Below are 25,633 nucleotides of genomic sequence, written 5' to 3'. Positions count from 1 at the left end.
TGGTTTAGGAGGGCGGAGGCGCACGCGCCGCGCATCGGGGAAGACGCGCAAAAGAGGCATCGGTGGACCGACGCTGGCGCACACTGCCTTTAGCCGCGTCCAAAAGTCAAATGGGTTGGCCAAAAAATGTGATCACAAAAAATGTGATCACATTTTTGCGTTGAATCGCATTTCCCCTGTAGACCACCGCCGACTTCCCGGTCTAGGCTGGAACCAATCACCACAAACAGATGGGATACCATGCGTGATACAGGCGGGGATGGCGCTACGGCGCCCGTGAAGTCGCAGAAGGCGATCGGGGGCGTTCGCCGGAAATTCCAACCCTGGTCCGATCCAACCGCCGTTCCCCTCATTCGCTTCGAGAACGTCACCAAGCGTTTTGGCGATTTCGTGGCGGTGAACGACGTTTCGCTGGACATCCATCAACGTGAATTCTTCTCCCTGCTCGGCCCCTCTGGCTGCGGCAAGACCACCTTGATGCGCATGCTGGCCGGCTTCGAACAGCCGACGGGCGGACGCATCACCCTGGCGGGCAAGGATCTGGCCGGCGTCCCGCCCTATGAACGCCCGGTCAACATGATGTTCCAGTCCTACGCGTTGTTCCCGCATATGAGCGTGGCCGACAATATCGCCTTCGGCCTGAAGATGGACAAGATGCCCAAGGCCGAGATCGACACGCGCGTCGGGCAGATGCTGAAGCTGGTCAAGCTGGAGAAATTCGCCAGCCGCAAGCCGCACCAGCTCTCCGGCGGCCAGCGCCAGCGTGTCGCCCTTGCCCGTGCCGTCGCCAAACAGCCCAAGGTGCTGCTGCTCGACGAGCCACTGGGCGCCCTCGACAAGAAATTGCGCGAGGAAACCCAGTTCGAGCTGATGGACATCCAGGTCGAGCTCGGCATCACCTTCGTCATCGTCACGCACGACCAGGAAGAGGCGATGACGATGTCCGACCGCATCGCGGTCATGGACCATGGCAAGCTGGTGCAAGTGGCGCCGCCCGGCGAAATCTACGAGCAGCCCAATTCACGCTATGTCGCCGACTTCATCGGCAACATCAACATCCTCGAAGGCAAGATTTCCGCCCAGAACGGCAGTTCCCTCACCATTACTTCGCCGAGCAGCCAGGCCTTCAGTGTCGACAGCGCCGAAAGCTGCTCCGTCGGCCAGAGCGTCTTCCTGGCCATCCGCCCCGAAAAGATGCGCATCTCGCTCGATGCGCCCACCACACCGGGCAATTGGCTGGCGGGAGAGGTCTTCGACATCGGCTATCTCGGCGACTGGACCAATTATCTCGTCGACATCGCCGGCACCGGCCAGCGCATCCGGGTGTCGCAGGCCAATATGAGCCGCTTCGTCGAGCGCCCGATCACCTGGGAAGACAAGGTTCATGTCAGCTTTGCGCCGGATGCCGGCGTCGTCCTGACCAAATAGGAGGGCGGCGGGATGACCGACAATCTGGCCGACAAGACCCGAAAGGGCTTCTTCTCCGGACGCACCGGGGTGATCGCCATTCCCTATCTGTGGTTGACGATCTTCTTCGCCCTGCCCTTCCTGATGGTGCTGAAGATCTCGCTGAGCCAGACGGCGCTGGGACAGCCGCCCTATACACCGGTCTTCAATTTCGACGGCACCTGGCAGAGCATTACGGGCTTCATCTCCGAGCTGAGCCTCGACAATTACTGGACGATGTTCAACATCTGGGGCGAGGACGGCGATACGCTCTATCTGAAAGCCTACCTGTCCAGCGTGATGATCGCCTTGGTCTCGACGATCCTGCTGCTGATCGTCGGCTATCCCATCGCCTATGGCATGGCGCGTGCCCCCAAGAGCGTGCGTCCAACCCTGCTGATGCTGGTGATCCTGCCGTTCTGGACCTCGTTCCTGATCCGCGTCTATGCCTGGATCGGCATTCTCAAGCCGGAGGGCCTGCTCAACCTGGCGCTGATCAAGCTCGGCATCATCGACCAGCCCCTGCAGATCCTCAACACCAATTGGGCGATTTTCATCGGCATCGTCTATTCCTACCTGCCCTTCATGATCCTGCCGCTCTATTCGACCCTGGAGAAAATGGATGACACTCTCCTGGAAGCGGCGGCCGATCTCGGCTGCAAGCCGATCAAGGCCTTCTGGCTGGTGACCTTCCCGCTCTCCCTGCCCGGCGTGATCGCCGGCTGCATGCTCTGCTTCATTCCGGCGGTCGGCGAATTCGTCATCCCGGATCTGCTCGGCGGATCTTCCACGCTGATGATCGGCAAGCAGATGTGGGACCTGTTCTTCTCCAACCGCGACTGGCCGGCGGCCTCCGCCGTCGCCGTGATCCTGTTGATTATCCTGGTCGTGCCGATCACCTATTATCAGCACAGCCAAGCCAAGGCGCTGGAGACCGACCGATGAGAAAGGGTTCCTCCTGGTTCAGCATGACCTCGGTCGCCCTCGGCCTGGCCTTCCTCTACCTGCCGATCGTGATCCTGGTGATCTATTCGTTCAACGACTCCAAGCTGGTGACGGTCTGGGGCGGCTGGTCGACGCGCTGGTACGTCGAACTCTTCCACGACGAAGCCTTCATGAACGCCGCCAAGATCACGCTGATCGTGGCCGCCGTATCAGCCACCATCGCCACCATACTCGGCACGCTCGCCGCCGTGGTTCTGGTGCGCATGGGACGCTTCCGCGGCCGCATGACTTTTTCGGCCATGGTCTATGCGCCGCTGGTGATGCCCGAGATCATCATCGGCCTGTCATTGCTGTTGTTCTTCATCTCGCTGGGCATCGACCGCGGCTTTTGGACCATCACCCTGGCCCATGTCACACTCACCATGTGCTTCGTGACCGTGGTGGTGCAGTCGCGCCTGCTCAGCTTCGACCGCTCCATCGAAGAGGCGGCCCTGGATCTGGGCTGCCATCCCTTCAAAGCCTTCTTCCTGATCACGCTGCCGATCATCGCGCCGGCCGTGATCTCGGGCTGGATGCTGGCCTTCACCTTGTCGCTCGATGATCTCGTGCTCGCCAGCTTCACTTCCGGCCCGGGCTGGAACACGCTGCCGATGCGCATCTATTCGTCCGTGCGCCTCGGCGTGACGCCGGAGATCAATGCCGCCTGCACGCTGATGCTGGCCGTGGTCGCCCTCGGGGTGGTGGCCGCCGCCATCTATACCAGCCGTGCGGAGAAGGAGCGCGAACGCGCCGAGAGGCTGGCCGCAGCCGGCTGATCCGGCCCAACCATCAGCAGCCCGAAGCTTCAGGCCCTCGCCCCCTCCACGGGGCGGGGGCCTTGTCATTTACGGGCATGTCCCAACGTGGCAATGGCCGAACCACCCATCGCTTCACTGTAGATTCACGGGCCGAGACAGATTCTAACATTTTCTAACATAATCGCTCTTGCGATGTTATATTTTGTTGAATAGCATGCCTCATCAATCGTGGAGTCGGGGCTCGCCTCTGATGACGAATACGACATCAGACCAGGTGAATAACCGCCGCGCACCTCAGTTTTTGGGTGTTCCCCGTCAGAAAAAGGGAGCAACATCAAAGAAATGAGGAGCAAGATTGTACCAGGGAATGGAACATTGGTAGTCGGAATCGTTGCTTTACATGTTTGATTCTGTTCTTTCCTGTGTCTCGACGCCCGCCCCTCTTGAACGTCGCCGCAGCGTCTTGTGATCTGGCGAAACCGCCGAGACTCGCAAAGACGCGTCAAAACAGGGAGTTAGAGCAAAAAGGCGTTTTCAGTTAAACGCGCTTTGCTTGGGAAGGCACCATGGCGTCCATCGAACTCGATCATGTTTCCAAACTCTACGCCAATGGCGCCTATGGCGTACGCAACGTCGACCTGACCATACCGGACGGCGAGTTCGTCATCTTCCTCGGCCCCTCCGGCTGCGGCAAGTCGACGACGCTGCGCATGATCGCCGGGCTCGAAGGCATTTCTTCCGGCGATCTGCGCATCGGCGGCAAGAGCATGACCCATGTCGCCCCACGCGACCGTAACATTGCGGTGGTGTTCCAGAGCTACGCCCTCTATCCGCATATGAGCGTGCGCCAGAACATGGCATTTGGCTTGAAAATGCGCGGCGTCGACGCCACCACCATCGATGCCAAGATCGCCGACGCCGCTCACTTGCTCGGCCTGCAGAACCTGCTTGGCCGCAAGCCGGCGGCGCTTTCGGGCGGCCAGCGCCAGCGCGTCGCCCTCGGCCGCGCCATCGTGCGCGAACCCGCCGCCTTCCTGCTCGACGAACCGCTTTCCAACCTCGACGCCCAGCTTCGGGCCGAGATGAGGCTCGAGCTCATCAAGCTCCATCGCCGCCTCGGCCGCACCATCGTGCATGTCACGCATGACCAGGTCGAGGCGATGACGATGGGAGACCGCATCTGCATCATGCGCGAAGGCCAGCTGGTCCAGGCCGGGCGACCGCTCGAGGTCTACGCCAACCCGGCCAACACCTTCGTCGCCCGCTTCCTGGCGACCCCGCCGATGAACCTGATCCCGGCTAGGCTGGAGAGCGCGCCAGCGGAAGGCCTTGGGGTGGTGACCGACGCGGGCGCGAGGTTGAGCGTGCCGGCCCGCCACCACGGAGCCTATGGTGGCCAGGCCGGCCGCCGCGTCATCCTCGGCATCCGGGCCGAGGATTTCTACGAAACCCAGCAGCACCCCGAGTGGCAGAAGATGCCGATCCGTGTGGTCGCCATCGAAGCCCTCGGCGCCGAGAACATCCTGATCGGACAGATCGCCGGCGAGCAGGAGACCGGTGACAGACCCCTGGAGATCGCGGCGCGGCTCGGGCGCAATTTCACCGCCCCGATTGGATCGACGGTGGAACTCTATGTCGATGCGCTGCCCATGCACCTGTTTGACCCCGAAACCGAACAGGTGATCGCCAGGCCGGCGCTGACGGGAGGGATGTGATGACGATGCGCTGCGACAGCCAGACCGTTCCCTTCCGCCGACGTTTCGGCTTGCATTTCGGCCTTGTCCTCGTCTGCGCCCTCATCCTGCTGCCGCCACTCTGGGTGCTCAGGACCAGCTTCCTGCCCGAGCAGCTCTCCTATAGCAACGAGTTGATGCCGGCCTTCACCACCGAGAACTATGCGGCGCTGATCTCCAGCCGTTTCGGCGGTTCCTATCTCAACAGCCTCATCGTGGCACTCGGTTCGGTGCTGGTTGCCCTGCCCTTCGCGGCGACCACCGGCTATGCCTTCGCCCGCTTCCGCACCGGCGGGCGCTGGGCACGCTTCATCGTGCTGGCCACCCAGATGCTGCCGCCGGTGGCGCTGGTACTGCCGACCTTCACCCTCTTCCGCAGCCTGGAACTCTCCAATTCGCTGACGGGGCTGATCATCGTCTACGCCGCCCTCAACCTGCCCTTCCTGACCTGGATCCTGATGGGTTTCTTCGAGGGCGTCCCGATCGACCTCGAATGGGCCGCCATGACCGACGGTGCCACCGCCTGGGGTGCGTTCTGGCGCATCGTGCTGCCGGTGTCGCTGCCCGGCATCGCCGCCGCCGGCGTGCTCGGCTTCATCCTGGCCTGGAACGAGTTCCTGTTCGCCCTGGTGCTGAGCGGGCCGACCACGGCGACGATACCGGTGGCACTCGCCGCGCTGCAGACCTCCAACGGCGTGCAGATCGCCAAGGTCTCGGCCGGCGTCATCCTCGCCATCCTGCCCCTGGTGATCGCCTCGCGTTTCATCCAGCGCTTCATCGTCCAGGGACTGACCTTCGGCAGCGTCAAATAAGCCAGCAATATGGAGAGCGGCGACAAAGCCGCACATTACGGAGAGAGGGATAGAGCCATGATCTGGAGCGAAAATCGCCTGAAGACGACCCTGCTGGCGGCTGCCGGCGCGGCGATGCTGCTGGGGGCGTCGCTGTCGTCGGCCGCCGCCGAGACCGTTACTCTGCGCGCCCTGATGGAGGACGTACCGGAGACCAAGATCATCGAGGCATTGCTGCCGGAATTCGAAAAGAAGACCGGCATCAAGGTCGAGTTCGAGAAGATCGGCTATCCCGACATGCACGACAAGCTGGTGGCCCAGCTCACCGGGCCGCAGAGCTACTACAATCTGCTGGAGGTCGACTTCCTCTGGGCCGGCGAATTCCCCGCGGCCAACTGGCTGGTCGACCTCAAGCCATTGGCCGAAAAGAGCAAATACGACCTCGGGGCCTTCATCCCTTCCACCATCGAGTTGCTCGGCGGCAGCCAGGACAAGCTCCATCTCATACCGATGTACAATTATTCGATGGGCCTGCTCTATCGCAAGGACCTCATCGCCGACGAGAAGCTGAAGGCGGCCTATAAGACCGCCACGGGCAAGGAGCTCGCTCTGCCCGCCACGCTGGAAGACTATGTGGCGATCTCCAAATTCATGAAGGCCAATGCCAAGGTCGCGGGTGCGGCGATGCAGGGCCAGCGCGGCGATCCGAACAGCATGGAATTCTCCAACTATCTGTTCTCGGCGGGCGGGGCCTATCGTGACGCTGGCGGCAAGGCCAATTTGAACACGCCGGAGGCCAAGAAGGCACTCGACCTCTATGTCGACAATATCCAGAACGGAGCCCAGCAGGGCGCGATCTCGGCCACGCTCGACGACACCATGCGCCTGATGTGTTCGGGTTCGGCCTTCAGCATGGTGACCTATTGGTGGATGCTGCCGCAGATGGACGATGCCGCCAAATGCCCGACGGTGGCCGGCAAGGTCGGCCTTGCGGTGATGCCCGGCGGCCATGGCGAGAGCGGCGGCTGGGGCTGGGGCATTCCCAAGAACACCACACCGGAAGAGCAGGAAGCGGCCTGGACCTTCATCCAGTGGGTGCAGAGCAAGGAGGTCTCGGTGAAGCGGGCCCTGCAGGGCCACGCGCCGGTGCGCAGCGATGTCTACAAGGACGCCGAAGTGCTGAAGAAATACCCCTTCTACCAGACGGCCGAATCCGTGGTGGCGAGCGGCAAGTCCTTCCCGATCTTCACCTATTCGGCCCAGTACGAGGACGTGCTCGGCACGCAGCTCTCGCTTGCGGCCGGCGGCCAGGCGACATCCGAAGCGGCCCTGAAGGCGGCCTCGGACGGCTTGCAGCAACTGCTCGACAAGTGACCTTCTTCCGGCGCGGCCCTTCGGCCGCGCCGGTTCTACAGACCTGAGCAAAGTGCGATTCTCTAAATTGCATCTTTTCTCTAAATCCTTGTTTTGACGCGTTTTCTCGATCGAAAAGTCTATCAACTTTTTTGGAAAACGCTCCAGTGGTGTAACAGATGAGCGCGATGGGATTGGCCGGACGCAGCCGGGAATGGCGGATCGGATGGGCTTTCGCCCTGCCCGGCCTCTTGCTGCTCGCTATCGTGATGGGCTTTCCGCTCGTTTATGCCTGTATCCTGTCGATCTCGTCGATGACGCTGATCAAACCCAGCCTGATGCCGCTGGTCGGCTTCAAGAATTTCGCGTCGATGCTGGCCGACCCGCTGTTCTGGAACGCCCTATGGCTCACGGTACGTTATTCAGCCATCACGGTGATCGGCGAATTCGTGATCGGGCTCGGCATCGCCTTGATGCTCAACCGCACCGTGCACATGAAGCCGGTCTATTTTGCCATCCTCACCATCCCGATGGCGATGTCGCCCATCTCGGTGGCGCTAATCTGGCGCATGCTGCTACAGCCCAATCTCGGCATCGCCAATCATCTGATGGAAAGCTTCGGCCTGCCCCGGCTCGACTGGCTGGGCACGCCGGGCATGGCGCTATGGACAATGGCGGCCATCGACATCTGGCAGCAGATGTCCTTCGTGGTGCTGATCCTGGCCGCGGGCCTTGCCGCCCTGCCGCGCGACCCCTACGAGGCGGCCGAGGTCGACGGTGCCAGGGCCTGGCAGCAATTCTTCTACATCACCCTGCCAATGCTGCGGCCGGTGGCGGCCATCACCATCATCATCCAGCTCATCAACGAATTCCGCACCTATGACCTGCCCTATGTGCTCACCAAGGGCGGGCCCGGCAACGCCACCGAGGTGCTGAGCTTCTTCGCCTATCGCCGGGCTTTTCTCGGCCTGTCGCTCAATGAAGGTGCGGCAGCGGCCTTCGTGCTGCTGGTGATCGTGCTCGTCCTCACGGTGATCTTCTTTGCCGTATTGGAACGCTCGCAAGCCAGCGAATCGGGGCGCTGAAACGTCTCCTACTGCGCCGCCGAGGCAGGTGGATTCTTGCCGGTGTCCTGCGTGACGTCGCGGCCCGGCCGGATGAAGCTGCGCAGCAGAGGAGCGGCGGCACCCGAACGGCGGATCAGCGCCTCGGTATCGGGCTCGACCACCGGCACCTCCCAGCCCCCATAGACGCGGAAAGGCAGTCGGAAGGGATTGGCGGCATCGGCGTCGCTCCAATTGGCCACGCCAGCCATGTCGAGGCTGCGCAGGGCGATATTGGCATCCCCCGTCAGCGAAACTGAAAGGGAGCCGTTCTCCATGCGGCAGTCGGCGGTCTTGGCCATGCCGTCGGCGATTTTGAAGCTGGCCTTGGCAAGGTCGAAGGTGGTGCGGCCGCCATAGGAAGATTCAAAACGGGCAGAGAGCGGCCGCCGCTCGATCTTCTGCATCAGGCTGGCGAGATCGATGCCGACTAAAGAGCCTCCGGAGACGCTGATATTGGCCTGTCCCTGCAGCGAGCGCGACAGCTCGGCGATGGAAGCGCCGGTGCCGTTCACCGCCATCGTTCCCGTGCCGGTTCCTTCCAGACGCCGAAAGGCGAAGAGATCGCCCAGCGCACTGCCCATGTCGATGCCTTCGAAGCTGGCAGTCGCGGCGAGTACGGTCATTTTGTCAGCGGGCTTGAGCGCGATATTGCCCTTGAGCGTGCCGCCATAGGCGACAGCCTCGCTGAGGGCGAGTTCGAGCTGGCCGTTGCGGGTGGAGACGGTGGCCGCAGCACGGCCGAGATGGACCTTGTCGATGGTTGTCTCGCCGGCGGAAATGCGCAGATCGAGATCACTGACCAGCAGACTGTTGATGCTGATATGATCGGCACGCCATTTGCGTGGCCGACCGTCCGCGAGCTGGAGTTCGTTGGAATAGGCACTCAGATCGAGCGTATCGGCGGCAAGCGTGCCGCTGACCTTCGGGCGCTCCCTGCCGAATTCGACGGTGAGCGAGCCTTCGGCTTCATTGCCGTCGAGCGAGAGTTGCACCTCGTTGAGGGAAATGGCGCTGCGGTCGAGCGACAGCGGCGACTGCAGGTCATAAGCGGCAAGGCTGTGTCCGGCGGGCAAGGCAAATCCGAGCCAGCGCAGCGTGTCACGCAGCGAAGCGCCGCTGGCCGAGACCTTGCCGTCAAGCCGCCCCTCCCCGTCCAGCATGCCGCTGGCGGCAAGGTTGAGCGTGTCACCCTTGATGCGTGCCCGCAGATCCGACTTGCCGCCGGCAATCAAGCTGGCGGGATCGGCAAGCGCCACGGCGATCTCGGTCTCACGGTCACGCCAATTGATTATGCCGGCCGCCGACATCGCGTCACTGCGGCCCGCCCAGGCGAAAGTAACATCGCCGACCGAAACGGAGGTCGCCCGGCCCGAGGCATTGTCGTTATAACGAATGGTGCCGTCCACGAGCCGGATGGTCTTGACCGGCATCGGCTTGTCGAAGTGCCCGGCAGCCGCCTCGGCCAGCACACCTTCCTTGAATTCCCAAGAGCGCGCGCCACCCTTGCCCGCGGTAAGGCCAATGCTGGCACGCTTGAGCATCAGGCTTGATATCTCGATGCGTCCGATCACCAGCGGCGCCAGGCGGAGCGTGCCCTGCATCTTGTCGGCCACCAGCAATGGCGGCAGGCCCTCCTGCCCGGGAATGGTCACCTTCTCGATCATCAGCGTCGGCAGTGGCGCCCAGGCCAGATGCACCTGCCCCTCGATAATGGGCGTGCGGCCGGTCAGGGCGACGATTTCGCGGGTGAACGTGTCACGCAACACGCTTTCCGGCGTCAGCCAAGGAACGGTCAACACCAGTGCAACAAGCGCAGCGGCGATAGCGGCCAGGGATAGCCCAATACGCTTCATGCCGTTTCCGCGCCTCGCTCGATCAAAGAGTGGTTGGTGACATTTGCCATGCGCCCGGGCGACGGAGCTGAATCACAAACTCGATCCATTATAAATGGCAGTCCATCATGGTAAAAGCGAGGCTTGGTTGTGGCAAAGCCGCCATGCGGGAAAAGCGGCGCAGCAGGTCGTCGACCAAGCACAGTTTTCTGGCGCGGTCCACGGATGCGTCGCGCCTGAAAACTCTGCAAATGTTCGATATTTTGCAAATTCCTCCTGATCGTGCCCATGGGCACGATCAGGAGGAATTTGCTTAGACGGGTACGATACAATCGCGTGCCTCCAATCCCGCCATGATGGGTCGGCATGGTTAAGAAAGCCGGAAGAGAGAGGCACCGTGTTTGGCCCTGCGGCTCGTGCATTTCTCATCCGGCAGGCGCGCCGATCACATATACCACGTGAAACGGCTCCTGCCCCGGTTCCCCAAGCGATACCCGCTCGCGCCGCCAGGGCCATGCCGAGGCCACCAGATTGGCTTCGAAAGCCGCCGACTGGGTGGCCGACCACAGGCCGGCGATACCGCCCGGTGCGAGGGCCCGAACAATGCGGGCAATTCCCTCGCCTGAATAGAGCGCGTGGTTCGGCTCGTGCACCACATAATCGGGGCCGTTGTCGGTATCGAGCAGGATGGCATCGAAACCGCCGGGCTTAGCGGCAATGATATCGGCGACGCTACCGGTGCGGACCTCCACACGGGGATCGGCCAGCGGATACCCTGCGAGCGGCGCAAGTACGCTCCGATTCCAGGCGACGATCTCAGGCAGGAGTTCGCACACCAGGATGCGCGCCCGAGGGCCGACGGCGTCGAGCGTCGCCCTCAGCGTGTAGCCCATGCCGAGGCCGCCGATCAGGATGCGCGGTTCCTCCTCGCCCAGACACTGGCAGACGGTTCGAGCCAATGCGATCTCCGAGCGGGGATCATGGTTCGACATCAGCTCCCAGCCGTTGAAACGGATGTCAAACAGACCGCCACGCCGGCGCAAGGCGATCTGGTCGCCATCCGCCGTCACCACGCTGTCGAGTTCCGTCCAGATCTCCATCGGCCCTGCTCCCCGGCCCGAGAAGCGGCCCTTATAGCAAGAGTAATGGCAAAGGGGCGGTCTTTGGAGCGGTCGGGATGAATATCGCCGAGCCTCGCCGGCACGCCTTCTTTGGCAAGCTCGAGATAAATACATGCCTTGCCGATATCCCGCCGAAACCATCAAGCCTCTTCCTTAGCGAGCAAAATCGTCATACTGCAGTTGCGAAGAGCGATGCGCGCTGTGGCTTAGGGAAGCGCCGAAGCAAAGGGAAACAGCCGAGGACATGGTCAAGGAAACCACTGCCAAGGAAACCACCAGCAAGGAAACGACGGCCAAGGACGACAAGGCCCGGAAACCATCCAAGCCAGTGTCCGACGAAGCGCTGGCCGATGCCGCAGAGGCGCCTGCCGAGCCGGCCGACGATAAGCCGTTATGGATCCCCTCGCCGGCGCGTGTCGCGGGAACGCAGGTCGCGGCCTTCATCGCCACCGCCAATGCCCGGCATGGCCTGTCGCTGAAGACTTATCACGACCTGCATCGCTGGTCCGTCGAGAGCGCCGCCGACTTCTGGAACCTGATCTGGGACGACAGCGGCATCAAGGGCGAGAAGGGCGAGCGGGTCGCCAGCGATCTCGACGACATGCTCAAGGCGCGCTTCTTCCCGGATGCCAGGCTGAATTTCGCCGAGAACCTGCTGCCGCGCAGCGACGACGAGCCCGCCTTGATCTTCCAGGGTGAGGACAAGGCAAGCCTGACCCTGAGCTGGCGCGAGCTCACCGACCTCGTCTCGCGCCTGCAGCAGGCGATGCGTGCCGAGGGGGTCCAGGTGGGTGACCGTGTCGCCGCCATGATGCCAAACCGTCCGGAGACGGTGGCAATCATGTTGGCAGCCGCCTCGATCGGCGCAATCTTCTCCTCCTGCTCGCCCGATTTCGGCGAGCGCGGCGTGCTCGACCGCTTCGGTCAGATCGCCCCCAAGCTGTTCTTCGCCATCGACGGCTACTGGTATGCTGGCAAGCGCATCGACAACGGCGCCAAGGTGATCGCGATCGCCGCAGAACTCGGCTGCAAGACGGTGGTGGTGCCTTATCTCGGCGAGGCCGAGACGGTGGCGGCCAAGATCCCGGAAGGCACCACACTGGCCATCCTCACCGCGCCCTACCGGGCCAAGCCAGTGGTATTCGAGCCGCTGCCCTTCAACCAACCCCTGTTCATCCTCTATTCCTCCGGCACCACGGGCGTGCCCAAATGCATCGTGCACGGCGCCGGCGGCTCGCTCCTGCAGCTCGTCAAGGAGCATCGCCTGCAATGCGATTTGCGGCCGGGCGAGCGCAGCTTCTACTTCACTACTTGCGGCTGGATGATGTGGAACTGGCTGATCGCAGGCCTGGCCAATGGCGAGACGCTGCTGCTCTATGACGGCTCGCCCTTCCACCCCGGGGCGAGCGTGCTGTTCGATTTCGTCACGCGCGAGAAGGGCGTGATGTTCGGCACCTCGGCCAAATATATCGATGCGGCCCACAAGGCCGGGCTGAGCCCGCGCCAGACTCACGACCTGAGCGGGCTGAGGCTGATGACCTCGACCGGCTCGCCCTTGTCGCCCGAGGGCTTCCGCTGGGTCTATGAGGACGTGAAGGCCGATCTCCACCTCGCCTCCATCTCGGGCGGAACAGATATCGTCTCCTGTTTCGTGCTGGGCGATCCCACCGGGGCGGTGTGGTCAGGCGAGATCCAGGCGCCGGGCCTGGGCATGGCGGTCGACGTGTGGAACGACGACGGCAAGAGCGTGCGCGAGGAAAAAGGCGAGCTGGTGTGCACCCGTCCCTTCCCCTCCATGCCGGTGATGTTCTGGAACGATGAAGGGGGCCACAAATACCGAGCGGCCTATTTCGAGCGCTTCGACAACATCTGGCACCATGGCGATTTTGCCGAATGGACGGTTCATGGCGGGCTGATCATCCATGGCCGTTCGGACGCCACGCTCAATCCGGGCGGGGTGCGCATCGGCACCGCCGAACTCTACGCCCAGGTGGAGAAGATCCCGGACGTGCTGGAATCGCTCGCCATCGGCCAGGATTGGGAAGGTGACGTGCGCATCGTGCTGTTCGTGCGCCTGCGCGAGGGCGTGGCCCTGGACGATGCCCTCATCGACCGCATCAAGCGCCAGATCCGCACCGGTGCCTCGCCACGCCATGTGCCGGCCAAGATCATCGCCGTCGCCGATATCCCGCGCACCAAGTCCGGCAAGATCACCGAGCTTGCCGTGCGTGACATCGTCGCCGGCCGCACCGTCAAGAACCAGGAGGCCCTGGCCAATCCCGAGGCGCTGGCCCTCTACAAGGACCTGCCGGCGCTGAGGGATTGACCCCCGCGGGTCGGCATGCACCGACTCGGCTTAAGATACGCGACAAAGTTGTTTCTTGCCGGGCCGAGCCCGGCAATGACAAGATGATCATGGCGCCGGCATTCATCCGGCGCGCCTCGGCAAGACCCATCAGGAACCGGCAGCAGTGCTCGCTTCGCGCATAAGCAGGGACATCACGAAGGCCGTCATCACGGCCCTCGCTGTCTATGCGCTGCTGGTCAACAGCCTGCTGATGGGCGTGCTGATGGCCCCGCAATTGCGGGCCGACACACTCGACCGCAATCTCGCCGCGCTCGAAATCGTCTGCGCCGGCGACGGCATGGGAATCACCGATGCGGGGTCTGGCCCGCCCGCAGACCATCGCGGCCATGAGGCCGAGTGCTGCATACTTTGCCCCGGCTTCGGCGGGCCTGCCTCGCCGGCCGGCATCGACCTGCCGCGGCGCTTGGCCGTCCTGGCGGCCCTCGCCCCCTGGGCGGCGGACACCCACATTCCTCCTTCCCTGCATCGCACGGCCGCCCAGCCGCGCGGACCACCGATGGCGTGACCTGAGAACGACCTCCCTTTTGTTTTCGGCCTGACGCCGTACGCAGCCCCTTGGCTGTGCGCGGGCGAAGGGCAACTCAGGACACAACCATGACCGTCTCCCATGGCGCGGACGCCCTCGCGGTCGCTCCGCCTTCGCGCCTGTCGCTACAGCGCGCCATCTGGCGCTGGCATTTCTATGCCGGCCTGCTTTGCGTCCCCTTCATGATCCTGCTGGCCGTCACCGGCTCGCTCTATCTGTTCAAGGACGAGATCAACCACACGCTCTTTGCCTACCGCACCATCGTCGCCAATCCCGGTACGCCGGCCTTGTCGCCGGAAGAGCTGGTCGACAAGGCCCTCGAAGGCAAGCCCGAGGCCGCCGCCACCGCCTATACCGAACCCGCGGACGCAACCTCCTCGGCCAAGGTCACCTACAAGGACGACGGCGGCAAACATTATGTCTACCTCGATCCCTATAGCGGCGCGGTGCTCGATGCCGTGCGCGCCGACCGTGAGCCGATGTGGCTGATCAAGAAGATCCACAGCCTAGAACTGTTCGGCACCTTCACCAACCGGCTGATCGAGGCCGTCGGCGGCTTTGCCCTTATCCTGGTAACGACGGGGATCTATCTGTGGTGGCCCCGCGGCCAGAGCGGCGGCGTGGTGAGCCTTCGGGGCACGCCGGCACGCCGGGTGTGGTGGCGTGACCTCCACGCAGTCACCGGCGCCTTCGCCGGACTGGTGATCTTCTTCCTGGCGGCAAGCGGCCTGCCCTGGGCCGGGTTCTGGGGCAAGCAGCTCAATGGCTTCGCGACCCAGGCGGGGCTGGGCTACCCCACCCAGCTCTGGGACGAGACGCCGACGTCCACCGTGCCGCTACAGGACGTCGTCAGCAAGGCCGGCTGGACGGTGGAGAATTCGCCGGTGCCCCAATCGGCCCAGCCCTACACCCATGCGATCGGGCTCGACCGCGCGGTTGCCGTCGCGCGCGGTTTGGGCATCGCACCCGGCTTCGAGATGGTGCTGCCGACCGAAGAAAACGGCGTCTACACCGCGGCGATCTTCCCGGACGAATTGGCCAAGGAGCGCACCATCCATATCGACCAATATTCGGGCAAACCGATCGTCGATCTCAAATTCGCGGATTTCGGCGGCGTCGCCAAGGCGATCGAATTCGGCATCAACGTGCATCAGGGCCAGCAATGGGGCCTCGCCAACCAGCTGGTGATGCTGGCGACCTGCCTTGCCATCATCCTCGCCAGCGTCTCCGGCGTGATGATGTGGTGGAAGCGCCGCCCGAGCGGCAGGCTCGGCGTGCCGCCCTATCCCAGCGATCCCCGCGTCTATCGCGGCCTGTGGATCGTGGCCATCGCCGTCGGCCTCGCCTTTCCCATCACGGGGCTCGCCATCGCCGTGATGGTGGCGCTCGATCTCCTGGTCATCCGCACCGTGCCGCCTTTGCGCCGCGCCTTTGCCTGAACGGCGCCATTCGCAGCTTCGAGGCGGCGGGGTCTGCCTTCACCGCCTCGCTATCGCTTCCATCCTGCCCCGCCGATGATGGCGGACTAACCATGAAAGTTCACATCATGTCTCTCATGCGCAATCCCTCGCTTCTTTCGCTCACCGCCGCCCTCAGCCTGACGGCAGCCGGCTCGGCTCTGGCCCACGCCCATCTGAAATCTGCGGCACCGGCCGACAATGCCGTGGTCGCGGCTGCGCCCGCCGCATTGGAACTGCATTTCAGCGAAGGCGTCGATCTCAAATTCTCGGGTGTCAGCCTGACCGGTCCGGATCAGAAAGCCGTCGCCACCGGCGATCCCACCCATTTCGGCAATGACGAGGCCAGCCTCTCCGTGCCCGTTACAGCCAAGCTCGCGCCGGGCAAATATACGGTGCAATGGCATGTCCTTTCCAAGGATGGCCATAAGGTCAAGGGCAGCTATTCCTTCGACGTGAAGCCCTGATGGATCTCGAAACCGCTCTCCAGGCCTGCCGCTTCCTGCATTATGCCGCAGCGATGGCCCTGTTCGGTACCAGCGCCTTCCTCGCCATACTGGCGCCGAAGCAACTGGCCGAACGGCTCGTAGAGCGGTTGAGAATTATACTGGTCGTGGCGGCCGGCCTTGCCGCCGCGACCACCCCGGCTTGGCTCCTGCTGAAAACCGGCGAGATCGGTGACGGTTGGGCCGACACGCTCGATCCAGCCCTGATCACCTCGGTGCTGACCGACAGCAGCTTCGGTCGCGCCTGGCAATGGCGCCTCGTCTTTGCCGCGTGTCTGCCAGCCGTGTTTCTGCTTGGGCCGCGCCGGTTGCCCGCACTTGCCCTCTGCTCGGGCCTGCTTCTCGCCAGCCTGGCCTTGACCGGTCACTCCGCCATGCTGAGCGGCTGGCCTGGCCTGCTGCAGAGGGGCAACCACATGCTGCATCTGCTCGCGGCAGGCGCCTGGCTCGGTGCCCTCATCCCTCTCCTCCCTTGCCTGATCATGCTCGGGGATGCCTTTCCTGCCCCTCCCGCCACCCAGGCGCTTCGCCGTTTTTCGACCGTCGGCCATGTCGCGGTGTCGCTCGTGGTCGTCACCGGCATCGCCAATACCACCCTCGTTCTCGGCCGCGCACCGACGGATTGGTCCTCCCCCTACCAGGCCCTGCTCGCCGCCAAGATCGGCCTCGTCGGTATCATGATCGCGATCGCCCTGACCAACCGTTACTTCCTCGTTCCCCGAATCCGCCTGGCGCGGACGAGGTCGCTGCGGCTGCTGAGCTGTCTCACCGTCGCGGAATTGCTGCTCGGAGCCGGCGTACTCGTCCTCGTCAGTCTCTTCGGCATGATCGAGCCGACTTGACAGGCAGGCCGTATCACGGTTTGCCTTGCCGGAGAGCTGCCCTCGGGGGCAGAGGCAGTCGAAGGCAGGGCCGGATGCCGGGCAGGAATACAACAAGCGGAGTGCTCAGCCTCGCCGGCCGCCTCATCGGAGCCCTGCTGCTTGCCCTGCTGGCGACCTCCGCCTTCGCCCATCGCCAAACGTCCGATGGCGATGGTACGGGGGCAGGCATTCCCATCCCCAATCTCACCCATGGCCAGATGGCTGTCATCGCCGACAATATGCTGGCGATTCTCGCCGTCGCCGACCGCCAGACCGGCCTCGACGAGACCGCGCGCCGGCTACGCGCCTTCGTCGACTGGCAGTATTTCTTCTGTTTCCGTGGCCTGGTACCCGGCAGCCTGAAGGACGAGGAAAGCCCCTTCAACGAATGCAGCCATGCCTATCTCGCCGGCACCCAGGCCCTGCTGCTCGAACTCAGGCAGACCCGCGGAGACCGCGCTGACGTGCGCGCCCTCGTCGACAAGGTCGGGCTCGACATGGTCAGGAACAATGCCGCACTGGTGCTTTGCCGTTTCAGCGGCGAGGCGTTCAACACTGCCGACGTCGTATCGCCGCGCTGGAGCGAGGTGCCCGCGCATCCGCCAAGCCTGGCAACCTTCGGCGGCTTCGCCTTTCTGGTCGGCGGTGTCCTCTGGCTCGGCCTGCGGCGACGCACCGCGCCTGTTTCGGGGCCTTTGCCGGCCGGATGAGGGTTTTGGAGCGACAATAGGGCTTGCACGAAGCGATGATTGCTTGTCGGATGGTCTGACCATTCGATTATTGACGGCTTTCATCCCGCCATGCGCATCCTCGTCCTCCAGCATCTTGCCTCCGAGCATCCCGGCATTTTCCGCTCCTTCTTCGCCCGCGACGGCATCGAATGGGATGCCGTCGAACTCGACGAAGGCGGCACCATCCCCGCGCTCGATCCCTATGATGCGCTCTGGGTCATGGGGGGTGCCATGGATGTGTGGGACGTCGACCAGTTTCCCTGGCTGGTCGAGGAGAAGCGTGTCATTCGCCGCTGGGTGCGCGAGCTCGGCAAGCCCTATCTCGGCATCTGCCTCGGCCATCAGCTTCTCGCCGACGCGCTTGGCGGGACCTGCGGGCCGCAGACACCGCCCGAGGTCGGCGTCTTCGATGTGGATGTAACGGAAGCCGGCCAGGCCGACCTGTTGTTCGAAGGCTTCGCGCCGCGCTTCCGCGCCCTGCAATGGCATTCGGTGCGCGTCGCCCAGCCGCCCGAGGGCGCCGCGGTGCTGGCCTCTTCGCCCCTTTGCCCGGTTCAGGCCATTCGTGCCGCGCCACGGGCCTGGGGCATGCAGTATCATGTCGAGGCCGAAAACGCCGCCGTGCAGCAATGGGGCTGCGTGCCCGAATACAGGACCGCGCTCGAGCGCACCAATGGCGAAGGCGCCATGGAGCGCCTGCAGGCCGACATCGCTGCCCATGCCGAGGGCTTCGAGGCCAACGCGGCCATTGTCTATCGAAATTTCATGCGGCTCGCGCGATAATGGCGGCAAAAATTCAATAAAGCATGCATGGTTACTACCTTGAGGCCGTAAAAATGGCCCCTGGTAGGGCCTGACACATCGGCGCGATGCCGGATTCGGCATCGCTGGAGGAAACCAACCATGCCTGAAGGCACGCCATCGACCACCGGCATTCCAATGCCGCCTCCCGACCCCGCCATCCTGGCGCGGCGGCAGGCTGTCATCGAGGGCCTGGCCAAGCTGGTGCCCGCGGCGAACCTGATCATCAGCGAGGACGAGCGCCGTGCCTATGAGACCGACGCCTTCACCGCCTATCGGGCCGTACCGCTCGCCGTGGTGCTGCCCGAGACCACCGAGGAAGTCGCGGCGATCCTGAAATTCCTCAACCAGGATGGCGTTCCCGTCATCCCGCGCGGCGCCGGTACCTCGCTCGCCGGCGGTGCCCTGCCCCAGGCGGACGCCGTGGTCGTCGGCCTCTCCAAGATGAGCAAGGTGCTGGAACTGCGTTTGCCGGACAGGCTTGCGCGCGTGCAGGCCGGCATCACCAATCTCGGCATTTCCGGCGCCGTGGCGCATGAGGGCTTCTTCTACGCGCCCGACCCTTCCAGCCAGCTCGCCTGCACCATCGCCGGCAACATCGCCATGAATTCCGGCGGCGCCCATTGCCTGAAATATGGCGTCACCACCAACAACATCCTCGGCGTACGCCTGGTGACGATGGCAGGCGAGATTCTCGACATCGGCGGCGACGCCATGGATGCCGACGGCTATGACCTGCTCGGCATCGTCATCGGCTCAGAAGGCCAGTTCGGCATCGTCACCGAGGCGGTGGTGCGCATCCTGCCGATGGCCGAGGGCGCCCGGCCCATGCTGGTGGGCTTTGCCGCACCCGAGGAGGCGGGGCGCTGCGTCGCCGCCATCATCGCCTCTGGCATCATTCCCGTCGCCATCGAATATATGGACAGGCTCGCCATCGAGATCACCGAGGATTTTGCCCATGCCGGCTACCCCCGCGATGCCGGCGCCATGCTGATCATCGAGGTCGAAGGTTCGGACGCCGAGATCGACCGGCTGCTCGACCTGATCTCGACCATGGCGCGCCAGCACGGAGCCACCACCATCAAGATCTCGAAGTCGGAGGCCGAAAGCGCGGCGATCTGGAAGGGACGGAAATCGGCTTTCGGTGCCACCGGCCGCATCGCCGACTATATCTGCATGGATGGCACCATCCCGACCGGCCAACTGCCGATGGTGCTCAAGCGCATCGATGAGATCACCGCAGCCCATGGGCTGCGCGTCGCCAACGTCTTTCATGCCGGCGACGGCAATCTGCATCCCCTCGTACTCTACAATGTCAACGACGCCGACCAGCGCGAAAAGGCCGAGGCCTGTGGCTTCGACATCTTGCGCCTATGCGTGGAAGCCGGCGGCTGCCTGACCGGCGAACACGGCGTCGGCATCGAGAAGCGCGACCTGATGCGCGAGCAGTTCGATCAGGTCGATCTCGACCAGCAACGCGACCTCAAGCTCGCCTTCGATCCCAAATGGCTGCTCAACCCGGCCAAGGTCTTCCCGCTCGACATGAAGCCGGGAGGCTGGGCGGCATGACGGCGTTCTCCCCTACCAGCGAAGCTGAGCTGGCCGGCATCGTCACCGAGGCCTTCCGGAACAAAATTCCACTCGCCGTGACCGGCGGCGGCTCGAAGGCCGGCATCGGCAGGCCTGTGGATGCCTCCGCCATCCTGGAAACACGCGGCATCACCGGCATCACGCTCTATGAACCGACCGAGATGGTGATCGGCGCCCGGGCCGGCACCTCCCTGGCCGAGCTCGCCGCAACCCTCGACGCCCGCGGCCAGATGCTGCCCTTCGAGCCGGGCGACTGGCGCCGCCTGCTCGGCACCGCCCCGACCGAGCCGACGATCGGCGGCCTAGTCGGCGCCAATCTCTCCGGTCCGCGCCGGATCGTCACGGGTGCCTGTCGCGACAGCCTGATCGGCGTCCGCTTCGTCAACGGCAAGGGCGAGACGGTCAAGAGTGGCGGACGGGTGATGAAGAACGTCACCGGCTACGACCTGACCAAGCTGATGGCGGGATCCTGGGGCACGCTGGGCATCCTTTCCGAGGTGATCTTCAAGGTCCTACCCAAGCCGGAGGCCAGCACCAGCCTGGTCTGGCAAGGTCTTGACGACAACCAGGCCATCGAACTGATGTCCTCGGGCCTCGGCAGCCCCTTCGAGGTCTCGGCCGCCGCCCATGTCCCGGCCGACCTCTATGCCGGCACGGCTCTGACCGTGCTCCGGCTGGAGAATTTCGAAAGTTCCGTCGCCTATCGCCGGGACCAGCTTGGCCGCCTGCTCACGCGCTTCGGCGACCATGCCGTGCTCGACCGTGACGATTGCCGCAGTTTCTGGTTCGATATCGCCGATGTCGCGCCGCTGGCGCAGCAGGACGGCATGATCTGGCGCCTCTCGGTGGCCCCTTCCAAGGCTGCCGCCCTCGGGGCCTCGCTGCGCTGGCTCGGCGAGATCAAGCTGTTCTACGATTGGGGCGGCGGCCTGATCTGGCTGCTGGCCCCCGAAACGACGGAATTTTCCAAGGCGATCGTCTCGGCAACCAAGGCCGAGGGCGGCCATGCCATGCTGATCAAGGCCAGCGCCGATTTCCGGGCCGAGGCCTTCCATTTCGGCGCGCAGGAGGGTCCGCTCGCCGCCCTGAGCGCCAGGGTGAAGCAGGCCTTCGACCCCGCCAACATCCTCAATACCGGGCGCCTGGGAGGCTGACCGTGCAGACGAATTTCTCGCTCGCCCAACTCGCCGACCCGCATATGAAGGAATCCGAGCAGATCCTGCGCACCTGCGTGCATTGCGGCTTCTGCACCGCTACCTGCCCAACCTATGTGCTGCTCGGCGATGAGCTCGATTCCCCGCGCGGGCGCATCTACCTGATCAAGGACATGCTGGAAGGCGGCAAGCCGGCCACGGCCGAGGTGGTCAAACATGTCGACCGCTGCCTGTCCTGCCTGTCCTGCATGACGACCTGCCCCTCGGGCGTCAATTACATGCATTTGGTCGACCACGCCCGCGCCCATATCGACAAGACCTATCGCCGCCCGGCCGGCGAAGCCCTCTTGCGCACGCTGATGGCCAAGGTCCTGCCCAACCGCCGGGCCTTTCGCTGGAGTATGGCGCTGGCGCGGCTCGGCCGTCCCTTTGCGGGCCTTGCGGCGAGGCTTCCCCAGGGCAAGCGGCTGGCCGCCATGCTGGCTCTCGCACCGACGTCCCTGCCATCAGCCTCCTCTGCCACACGCCCCGGCAGTTTCGCGCCGAAGACCGCCAGGAAAGGCCGCGTCGCGCTCCTCACCGGCTGCGCCCAGGCCGAGCTCGCCCCCGGCATCAACGAGGCCGCGATCCGCCTGCTCAACCGGCATGGTATCGAGGTGGTGCTGCCCAAGGGCGAAGGCTGCTGCGGCGCGCTCGTCCACCACATGGGCAAGGAAAAGGACGCCCTCGCCTACGCCAAGGCCAATATCGACGCCTGGACGGCGGAAATGGCCAAAGGACTCGACGCCATCCTGATCACTACGTCGGGATGCGGCACCACCATCAAGGATTACGGCTTCATGCTGCGCGGCGACCCCGCCTATGCGCAGAAGGCGGCCGCGGTTTCCTCCATCGCCAAGGACATCAGCGAATATCTGGAGACGCTGCCGCCCCTGCCGGTGACGGTCGAGACCGGCCAAAGCGTCACCTACCATGCGGCTTGCTCGCTGCAACACGGCCAGCAGATCAAGACCGCGCCCAAGACCTTACTCAAGCGCGCCGGTTTCCAGGTGAAGGAGGCGGCAGAGGCCCATCTGTGCTGCGGCTCGGCCGGCACCTACAACATGTTGCAGCCCGAGATTTCCGAGCGCCTGCGCGAACGCAAGCTCGGTAATATCGCCGCCACCAGGCCACAGATCATCGCCGCCGGCAATATCGGCTGCATGACGCAGTTGGCGCTGGGGACCACGACGCCGATCGTGCATACGGTGGAACTCCTGGATTGGGCGACCGGAGGACCGAAACCGAAGGGGCTGTAATTCCTGGGATGGAGAACTCGATGACGAAGCTCGGCAGCCTGTTCCTCGCCATGCTCCTTGCCTTGACTGCCAGCGCCTTCGCTCAGGACGAGCGGTCTCCCAACGAAAAGCCGGTCAAGGTCATCGCCGACGGGCGCATTGCCGTTCCCGGCGGCGGCGAACTGCCGCTCTATGTCTCGGCGGACTGGTCCAAGCCGTTGCCGCAGATCGATCGCGCTGTCCTGGTGCTGCATGGGAGGCTGCGCGATGCGGATGTCTATTTCCGCTCCGCCCTCAAGGCCCAGGCTGCCGCCGGGCCTGCAGGGCAGACAGCCTTGATGATCGCGCCGCAATTTCTCGCCAAGACGGATGTGAAAGCCTTCGACCTGCCGCCCGATATCCTGCGCTGGACGCTGACGAGCTGGCAGGGTGGCGAGGATGCCCTCGGCCCCAGGCCGGTCAGTTCGTTTGCAGCCCTCGACGCCATCCTGGCGCGCCTCGCCGACCGTCGGCTGTTCCCGCATTTGCGGGAAGTGGTGATTGCCGGCCATTCCGGCGGTGGGCAGGTGGTGCAGCGCTACGCCATTGCCGGCAAGGGCGAAAGCACCCTAGTCGCGATGGGCATCGGCGTGCGCTATGTCGTCGCCAATCCCTCTTCCTACGCCTATTTCTCGTCTGAACGGCCAGCGCCTGATATCGCCGCCTCCTGCCCGGGCTTCGACGACTGGAAATACGGCATGCAGGCCCGCCCGGCCTATCTTGCCTCCCCCTCGCCGGATATGCTGGAGAAGACCTATACCGCCCGGCGCGTGATCTATCTGCTCGGCACGGAGGATACCGATCCCAATCATCCCGCGCTCGACAAGACCTGCATGGCCGAAGCCCAGGGTCCTTATCGCCTGGCCCGCGGCGAGGCCTATGTCTCGACGATGCGCCAACGCGACGGCGGTACGCCCCGTCACAGCCTGTGGCTGGTGCAGGGTGTGGGCCATAGTGGCGACAAGATGCTGACGTCGTCCTGCGGCCTCGCCGCCCTGTTCGACCTGCCGGGCTGTCCGACAGCGAAGGCGTCGCCCTGAAGGCTGTTTGCTTCCGCTCTCACGACAGCCACGTTTCGGCCATCACCGAAGCATCCCAGTCTCCGCGCTGCTAGATTCGAGCATCTCAAAAGCATTTCGCTCTCGGAGATCTCCCATGCGGTATACTGAATTCCAAATCTCTGCGCAGCTCTCGAAAGCCCACTCTCAACTCGGTGTGGCCTCGACCTCGGCAACGAGCCAGGCTAGAAGGCCGGGAAATTTCGCCTCGATATCCGCCCGGCGCAGATAGGTCTTACGGCAATTGCCATAGTCGACCATGCCGATCAGGCCAGCCTCGCGCAGCATGCGGAAATGATAGGTACGGGTCGCCTTGGTCACCGGCAAGCCAAAGGACGAGCAGCCGATCTCCGTGCCATCGGGGGCAAGGACGAGCGTCGCCACCACGCGTCGCCGATGCGGATCGGCAAGGGCTGCCAATACAGGGCCGAGAGTGATCTCCTCGCGGCTTGGAGGATCGTCCTGGTCAGGTATTGCCGCCTCCGTTGCGATCCAAGCCCCATCCGAAGAAGTCGTCCCGCGTTGGCTGATTGCCAATGGGTGCACTTCCAGGTATGAATAATATCATACTTAAATGACATCGCAGATGCGATAAATTTTCAAGAAGAGATTTCATCATGACAAGCCTGCAGCCGGCTGTATCGGAACCATGCGCAGCAGGAAGCGAGCCGGTTTGGGCCTCGGCAGCCGGGTCGACCGGTTCCGGGCTCGGCAGGCCGATCCGCCCAGCGGCTCGGCTGACCGCTCTCAGCCTCGGGGTTGCGCTGGTGCAGCTCGACGTCAGCATCGTCAATGTCGGCCTCGACCAGATGCGCGGCCTGATGGCGGGCGGCGTCGCCGGGCTGCAATGGGTGGTGAACGGCTATACGCTCGCCTTTGCCGGGCTCCTGCTCACCGGCGGCGCGCTCGGAGACCGGTTCGGTGCCAAGCGCCTCTATCTTCTCGGTCTCGCGCTGTTCACGCTTGCCTCGCTCGCCTGCGGCCTCGCACCGAGCGGCACCACTCTCATCGCCGCTCGCGTGCTGCAGGGCATCGGCGCCGCCCTGTTGATGCCTCCTTCGCTGGCCCTGGTTGTTCATGCCTATCGCGACCCCTCCGAGCGCGCCAAGGCCATCGGCGTCTGGGGCTCCGTCGGCGGTCTTGCCATGGTGGCCGGCCCTGTCCTCGGCGGACTGTTGATCGCCCTGTTCGGCTGGCGCAGCATCTTCCTGATCAACCTGCCCGTCGGCCTGCTCGCCCTTTGGATGGCGTATCGCTTTACCGAGGAGACGCGCGAGCGCCATGCTCGCGCCATCGATTTGCCGGGCCAGGTTCTCGGCATCATCACCGTGGTGGCGCTGACGGCGGCGATCATCGAGGGAGAGCCCCTGGGTTGGAGTCACCCTGTCATTCTCGGCGCAGTTGCCGTCTTCCTCCTGGCGGGCGCACTATTCCTAGCCGTTGAATCCCGTACGGCGGAACCCATGATGCCGCTCAGCCTGTTCCGCAACCCGATCTTCACGGCCGCAGCCCTGGTCGGTACCCTGCTCAATGTCAGCTTCTACGGCACCATCTTCCTGCTCAGCCTGTATTTCCAGGACGGTCTCGGCATGTCGCCACTGAACGCAGGCCTCGCCTTCCTGCCGATGACCGGTCTCATCGCGATCACCAATATCCTGTCGGGACGCGTTGCCGTGCGTTGGGGCAATCGGTTGCCCATCGTGCTCGGCCTCGCCATCGACACTTTCGGTTTCGTCGTCCTCGCGCTGCAGCTGCGAGGTGATGCCGGCTACGGTCATATCTGGTGGCCGCTGCTGCTCATCGGCTGCGGCATGGCGCTCGCCGTGCCCGCCATGATCGGCGCCCTGCTCGCCACGGTCGAGAAGACCCGGGCTGGTATTGCCTCCGGCGTTCTCAACGCCCTGCGTCAAACCGGAGGAGCGGTCGGCGTGGCGGTGTTCGGCGTGATCGGCGCCGGCGGCAGCTCCCTCTCCGGCATGAGCACGGCGATGTGGGTTGCCGCCATCGGCCTCTTCATCGTCATGCTGCTCGCCGCCTTGTGCATCAAGCGAACACCCGCGCCATAAGACAAACATGCCTATGTGACGGCGAGCGTGGACAAGCGCCCCGCCGCACCCGCAGACAGGCAAATCGTGAGAA

Annotated in this window: 23 protein-coding genes; 19 read left to right on the top strand and 4 right to left on the bottom strand. The window is 64.1% G+C overall.

Annotated elements, in window-relative coordinates:
- Positions 1-240 precede the first annotated feature (240 nt).
- From ACZYTC_RS01865 to ACZYTC_RS01835, 7 genes are all read left to right on the top strand, one after another.
- Positions 241-1,428, top strand: coding sequence for an ABC transporter ATP-binding protein (locus ACZYTC_RS01865; RefSeq protein WP_434957767.1), 1,188 nt, complete (start codon positions 241-243; stop codon positions 1,426-1,428).
- 12 nt (positions 1,429-1,440) lie between these two features.
- Positions 1,441-2,391 (top strand): ABC transporter permease subunit, encoded by a 951-nt coding sequence (locus ACZYTC_RS01860; protein ID WP_488988783.1) that lies wholly within the window; start codon positions 1,441-1,443, stop codon positions 2,389-2,391.
- Positions 2,388-3,206, top strand: a complete 819-nt coding sequence (locus ACZYTC_RS01855) for an ABC transporter permease subunit (protein WP_434957769.1) — start codon at positions 2,388-2,390, stop codon at positions 3,204-3,206. The genes ACZYTC_RS01860 and ACZYTC_RS01855 overlap by 4 nt, the downstream gene beginning before the upstream one ends.
- 548 nt (positions 3,207-3,754) lie before the next feature.
- The gene (locus ACZYTC_RS01850) at positions 3,755-4,903 is read left to right on the top strand and encodes an ABC transporter ATP-binding protein (RefSeq protein ID WP_488988782.1); all 1,149 of its coding nucleotides are present in this window, start codon (positions 3,755-3,757) and stop codon (positions 4,901-4,903) included.
- Positions 4,903-5,733: a carbohydrate ABC transporter permease gene (locus tag ACZYTC_RS01845; protein WP_488988781.1), complete on the top strand. Its 831-nt coding sequence runs from the start codon at positions 4,903-4,905 to the stop codon at positions 5,731-5,733. Before ACZYTC_RS01850 ends, ACZYTC_RS01845 begins: the two co-directional genes overlap by 1 nt.
- A 57-nt stretch (positions 5,734-5,790) precedes the next feature.
- On the top strand, positions 5,791-7,086 hold the full coding sequence (locus ACZYTC_RS01840) for an extracellular solute-binding protein (RefSeq protein WP_488988780.1): 1,296 nt from the start codon (positions 5,791-5,793) through the stop codon (positions 7,084-7,086).
- Between the two features lie 158 nt (positions 7,087-7,244).
- Positions 7,245-8,150: a carbohydrate ABC transporter permease gene (locus tag ACZYTC_RS01835; protein WP_434957773.1), complete on the top strand. Its 906-nt coding sequence runs from the start codon at positions 7,245-7,247 to the stop codon at positions 8,148-8,150.
- A gap of 8 nt (positions 8,151-8,158) precedes the next feature.
- Here ACZYTC_RS01835 and ACZYTC_RS01830 read toward each other — a convergent pair whose 3' ends face one another.
- The 3 genes from ACZYTC_RS01830 to ACZYTC_RS01820 all read right to left on the bottom strand — a co-directional run bounded on the left by ACZYTC_RS01830 (position 8,159) and on the right by ACZYTC_RS01820 (position 11,103).
- Positions 8,159-10,024, bottom strand: coding sequence for an AsmA family protein (locus ACZYTC_RS01830; RefSeq protein WP_488988779.1), 1,866 nt, complete (start codon positions 10,022-10,024; stop codon positions 8,159-8,161).
- Positions 10,021-10,335, bottom strand: a complete 315-nt coding sequence (locus ACZYTC_RS01825) for a hypothetical protein (RefSeq protein ID WP_434957775.1) — start codon at positions 10,333-10,335, stop codon at positions 10,021-10,023. Before ACZYTC_RS01825 ends, ACZYTC_RS01830 begins: the two co-directional genes overlap by 4 nt.
- Positions 10,336-10,428: 93 nt before the next feature.
- Positions 10,429-11,103, bottom strand: coding sequence for a polyamine aminopropyltransferase (locus tag ACZYTC_RS01820; RefSeq protein ID WP_488988778.1), 675 nt, complete (start codon positions 11,101-11,103; stop codon positions 10,429-10,431).
- A gap of 265 nt (positions 11,104-11,368) precedes the next feature.
- Between ACZYTC_RS01820 and ACZYTC_RS01815 the strand changes: the two genes are divergently transcribed.
- The 11 genes from ACZYTC_RS01815 to ACZYTC_RS01765 all read left to right on the top strand — a co-directional run bounded on the left by ACZYTC_RS01815 (position 11,369) and on the right by ACZYTC_RS01765 (position 23,476).
- The gene (locus ACZYTC_RS01815; RefSeq protein ID WP_488988777.1) at positions 11,369-13,450 is read left to right on the top strand and encodes an acetoacetate--CoA ligase; all 2,082 of its coding nucleotides are present in this window, start codon (positions 11,369-11,371) and stop codon (positions 13,448-13,450) included.
- Between the two features lie 145 nt (positions 13,451-13,595).
- Positions 13,596-13,997, top strand: coding sequence for a DUF2946 family protein (locus tag ACZYTC_RS01810; RefSeq protein ID WP_488988776.1), 402 nt, complete (start codon positions 13,596-13,598; stop codon positions 13,995-13,997).
- An 89-nt stretch (positions 13,998-14,086) separates the two neighbouring features.
- On the top strand, positions 14,087-15,457 hold the full coding sequence (locus tag ACZYTC_RS01805) for a PepSY-associated TM helix domain-containing protein (protein ID WP_488988775.1): 1,371 nt from the start codon (positions 14,087-14,089) through the stop codon (positions 15,455-15,457).
- 92 nt (positions 15,458-15,549) lie between these two features.
- Positions 15,550-15,942, top strand: a complete 393-nt coding sequence (gene copC / locus ACZYTC_RS01800) for a copper homeostasis periplasmic binding protein CopC (RefSeq protein WP_488988774.1) — start codon at positions 15,550-15,552, stop codon at positions 15,940-15,942.
- Complete coding sequence (gene copD / locus ACZYTC_RS01795) at positions 15,942-16,823, top strand: copper homeostasis membrane protein CopD (protein ID WP_488988773.1); 882 nt, start codon at positions 15,942-15,944, stop codon at positions 16,821-16,823. Before copC ends, copD begins: the two co-directional genes overlap by 1 nt.
- Before the next feature lie 101 nt (positions 16,824-16,924).
- Complete coding sequence (locus tag ACZYTC_RS01790) at positions 16,925-17,554, top strand: hypothetical protein (protein WP_488988772.1); 630 nt, start codon at positions 16,925-16,927, stop codon at positions 17,552-17,554.
- Between the two features lie 90 nt (positions 17,555-17,644).
- Positions 17,645-18,358 (top strand): type 1 glutamine amidotransferase, encoded by a 714-nt coding sequence (locus ACZYTC_RS01785; RefSeq protein WP_434957783.1) that lies wholly within the window; start codon positions 17,645-17,647, stop codon positions 18,356-18,358.
- A gap of 120 nt (positions 18,359-18,478) precedes the next feature.
- Complete coding sequence (locus ACZYTC_RS01780) at positions 18,479-19,945, top strand: FAD-linked oxidase C-terminal domain-containing protein (protein WP_488988771.1); 1,467 nt, start codon at positions 18,479-18,481, stop codon at positions 19,943-19,945.
- Positions 19,942-21,120: a glycolate oxidase subunit GlcE gene (gene glcE, locus ACZYTC_RS01775; protein WP_488988770.1), complete on the top strand. Its 1,179-nt coding sequence runs from the start codon at positions 19,942-19,944 to the stop codon at positions 21,118-21,120. Before ACZYTC_RS01780 ends, glcE begins: the two co-directional genes overlap by 4 nt.
- Positions 21,121-21,122: 2 nt before the next feature.
- On the top strand, positions 21,123-22,418 hold the full coding sequence (gene glcF, locus ACZYTC_RS01770; RefSeq protein WP_488988769.1) for a glycolate oxidase subunit GlcF: 1,296 nt from the start codon (positions 21,123-21,125) through the stop codon (positions 22,416-22,418).
- Between the two features lie 20 nt (positions 22,419-22,438).
- Complete coding sequence (locus tag ACZYTC_RS01765) at positions 22,439-23,476, top strand: alpha/beta hydrolase (protein ID WP_488988768.1); 1,038 nt, start codon at positions 22,439-22,441, stop codon at positions 23,474-23,476.
- 165 nt (positions 23,477-23,641) lie between these two features.
- Here the strand turns inward: ACZYTC_RS01765 and ACZYTC_RS01760 are convergent, their stop codons facing one another.
- Positions 23,642-24,031, bottom strand: coding sequence for an ArsR/SmtB family transcription factor (locus ACZYTC_RS01760; RefSeq protein WP_434957788.1), 390 nt, complete (start codon positions 24,029-24,031; stop codon positions 23,642-23,644).
- An 80-nt stretch (positions 24,032-24,111) separates the two neighbouring features.
- On the opposite strand from ACZYTC_RS01760, the gene ACZYTC_RS01755 reads away from it, so the two are divergent.
- Positions 24,112-25,560: an MFS transporter gene (locus ACZYTC_RS01755; RefSeq protein WP_454815466.1), complete on the top strand. Its 1,449-nt coding sequence runs from the start codon at positions 24,112-24,114 to the stop codon at positions 25,558-25,560.
- Positions 25,561-25,633 lie beyond the last annotated feature (73 nt).

It is taken from the genome of Labrys sp. F242 (assembly GCF_057813875.1).
This window is presented reverse-complemented; position numbering and strand designations above follow the sequence as displayed.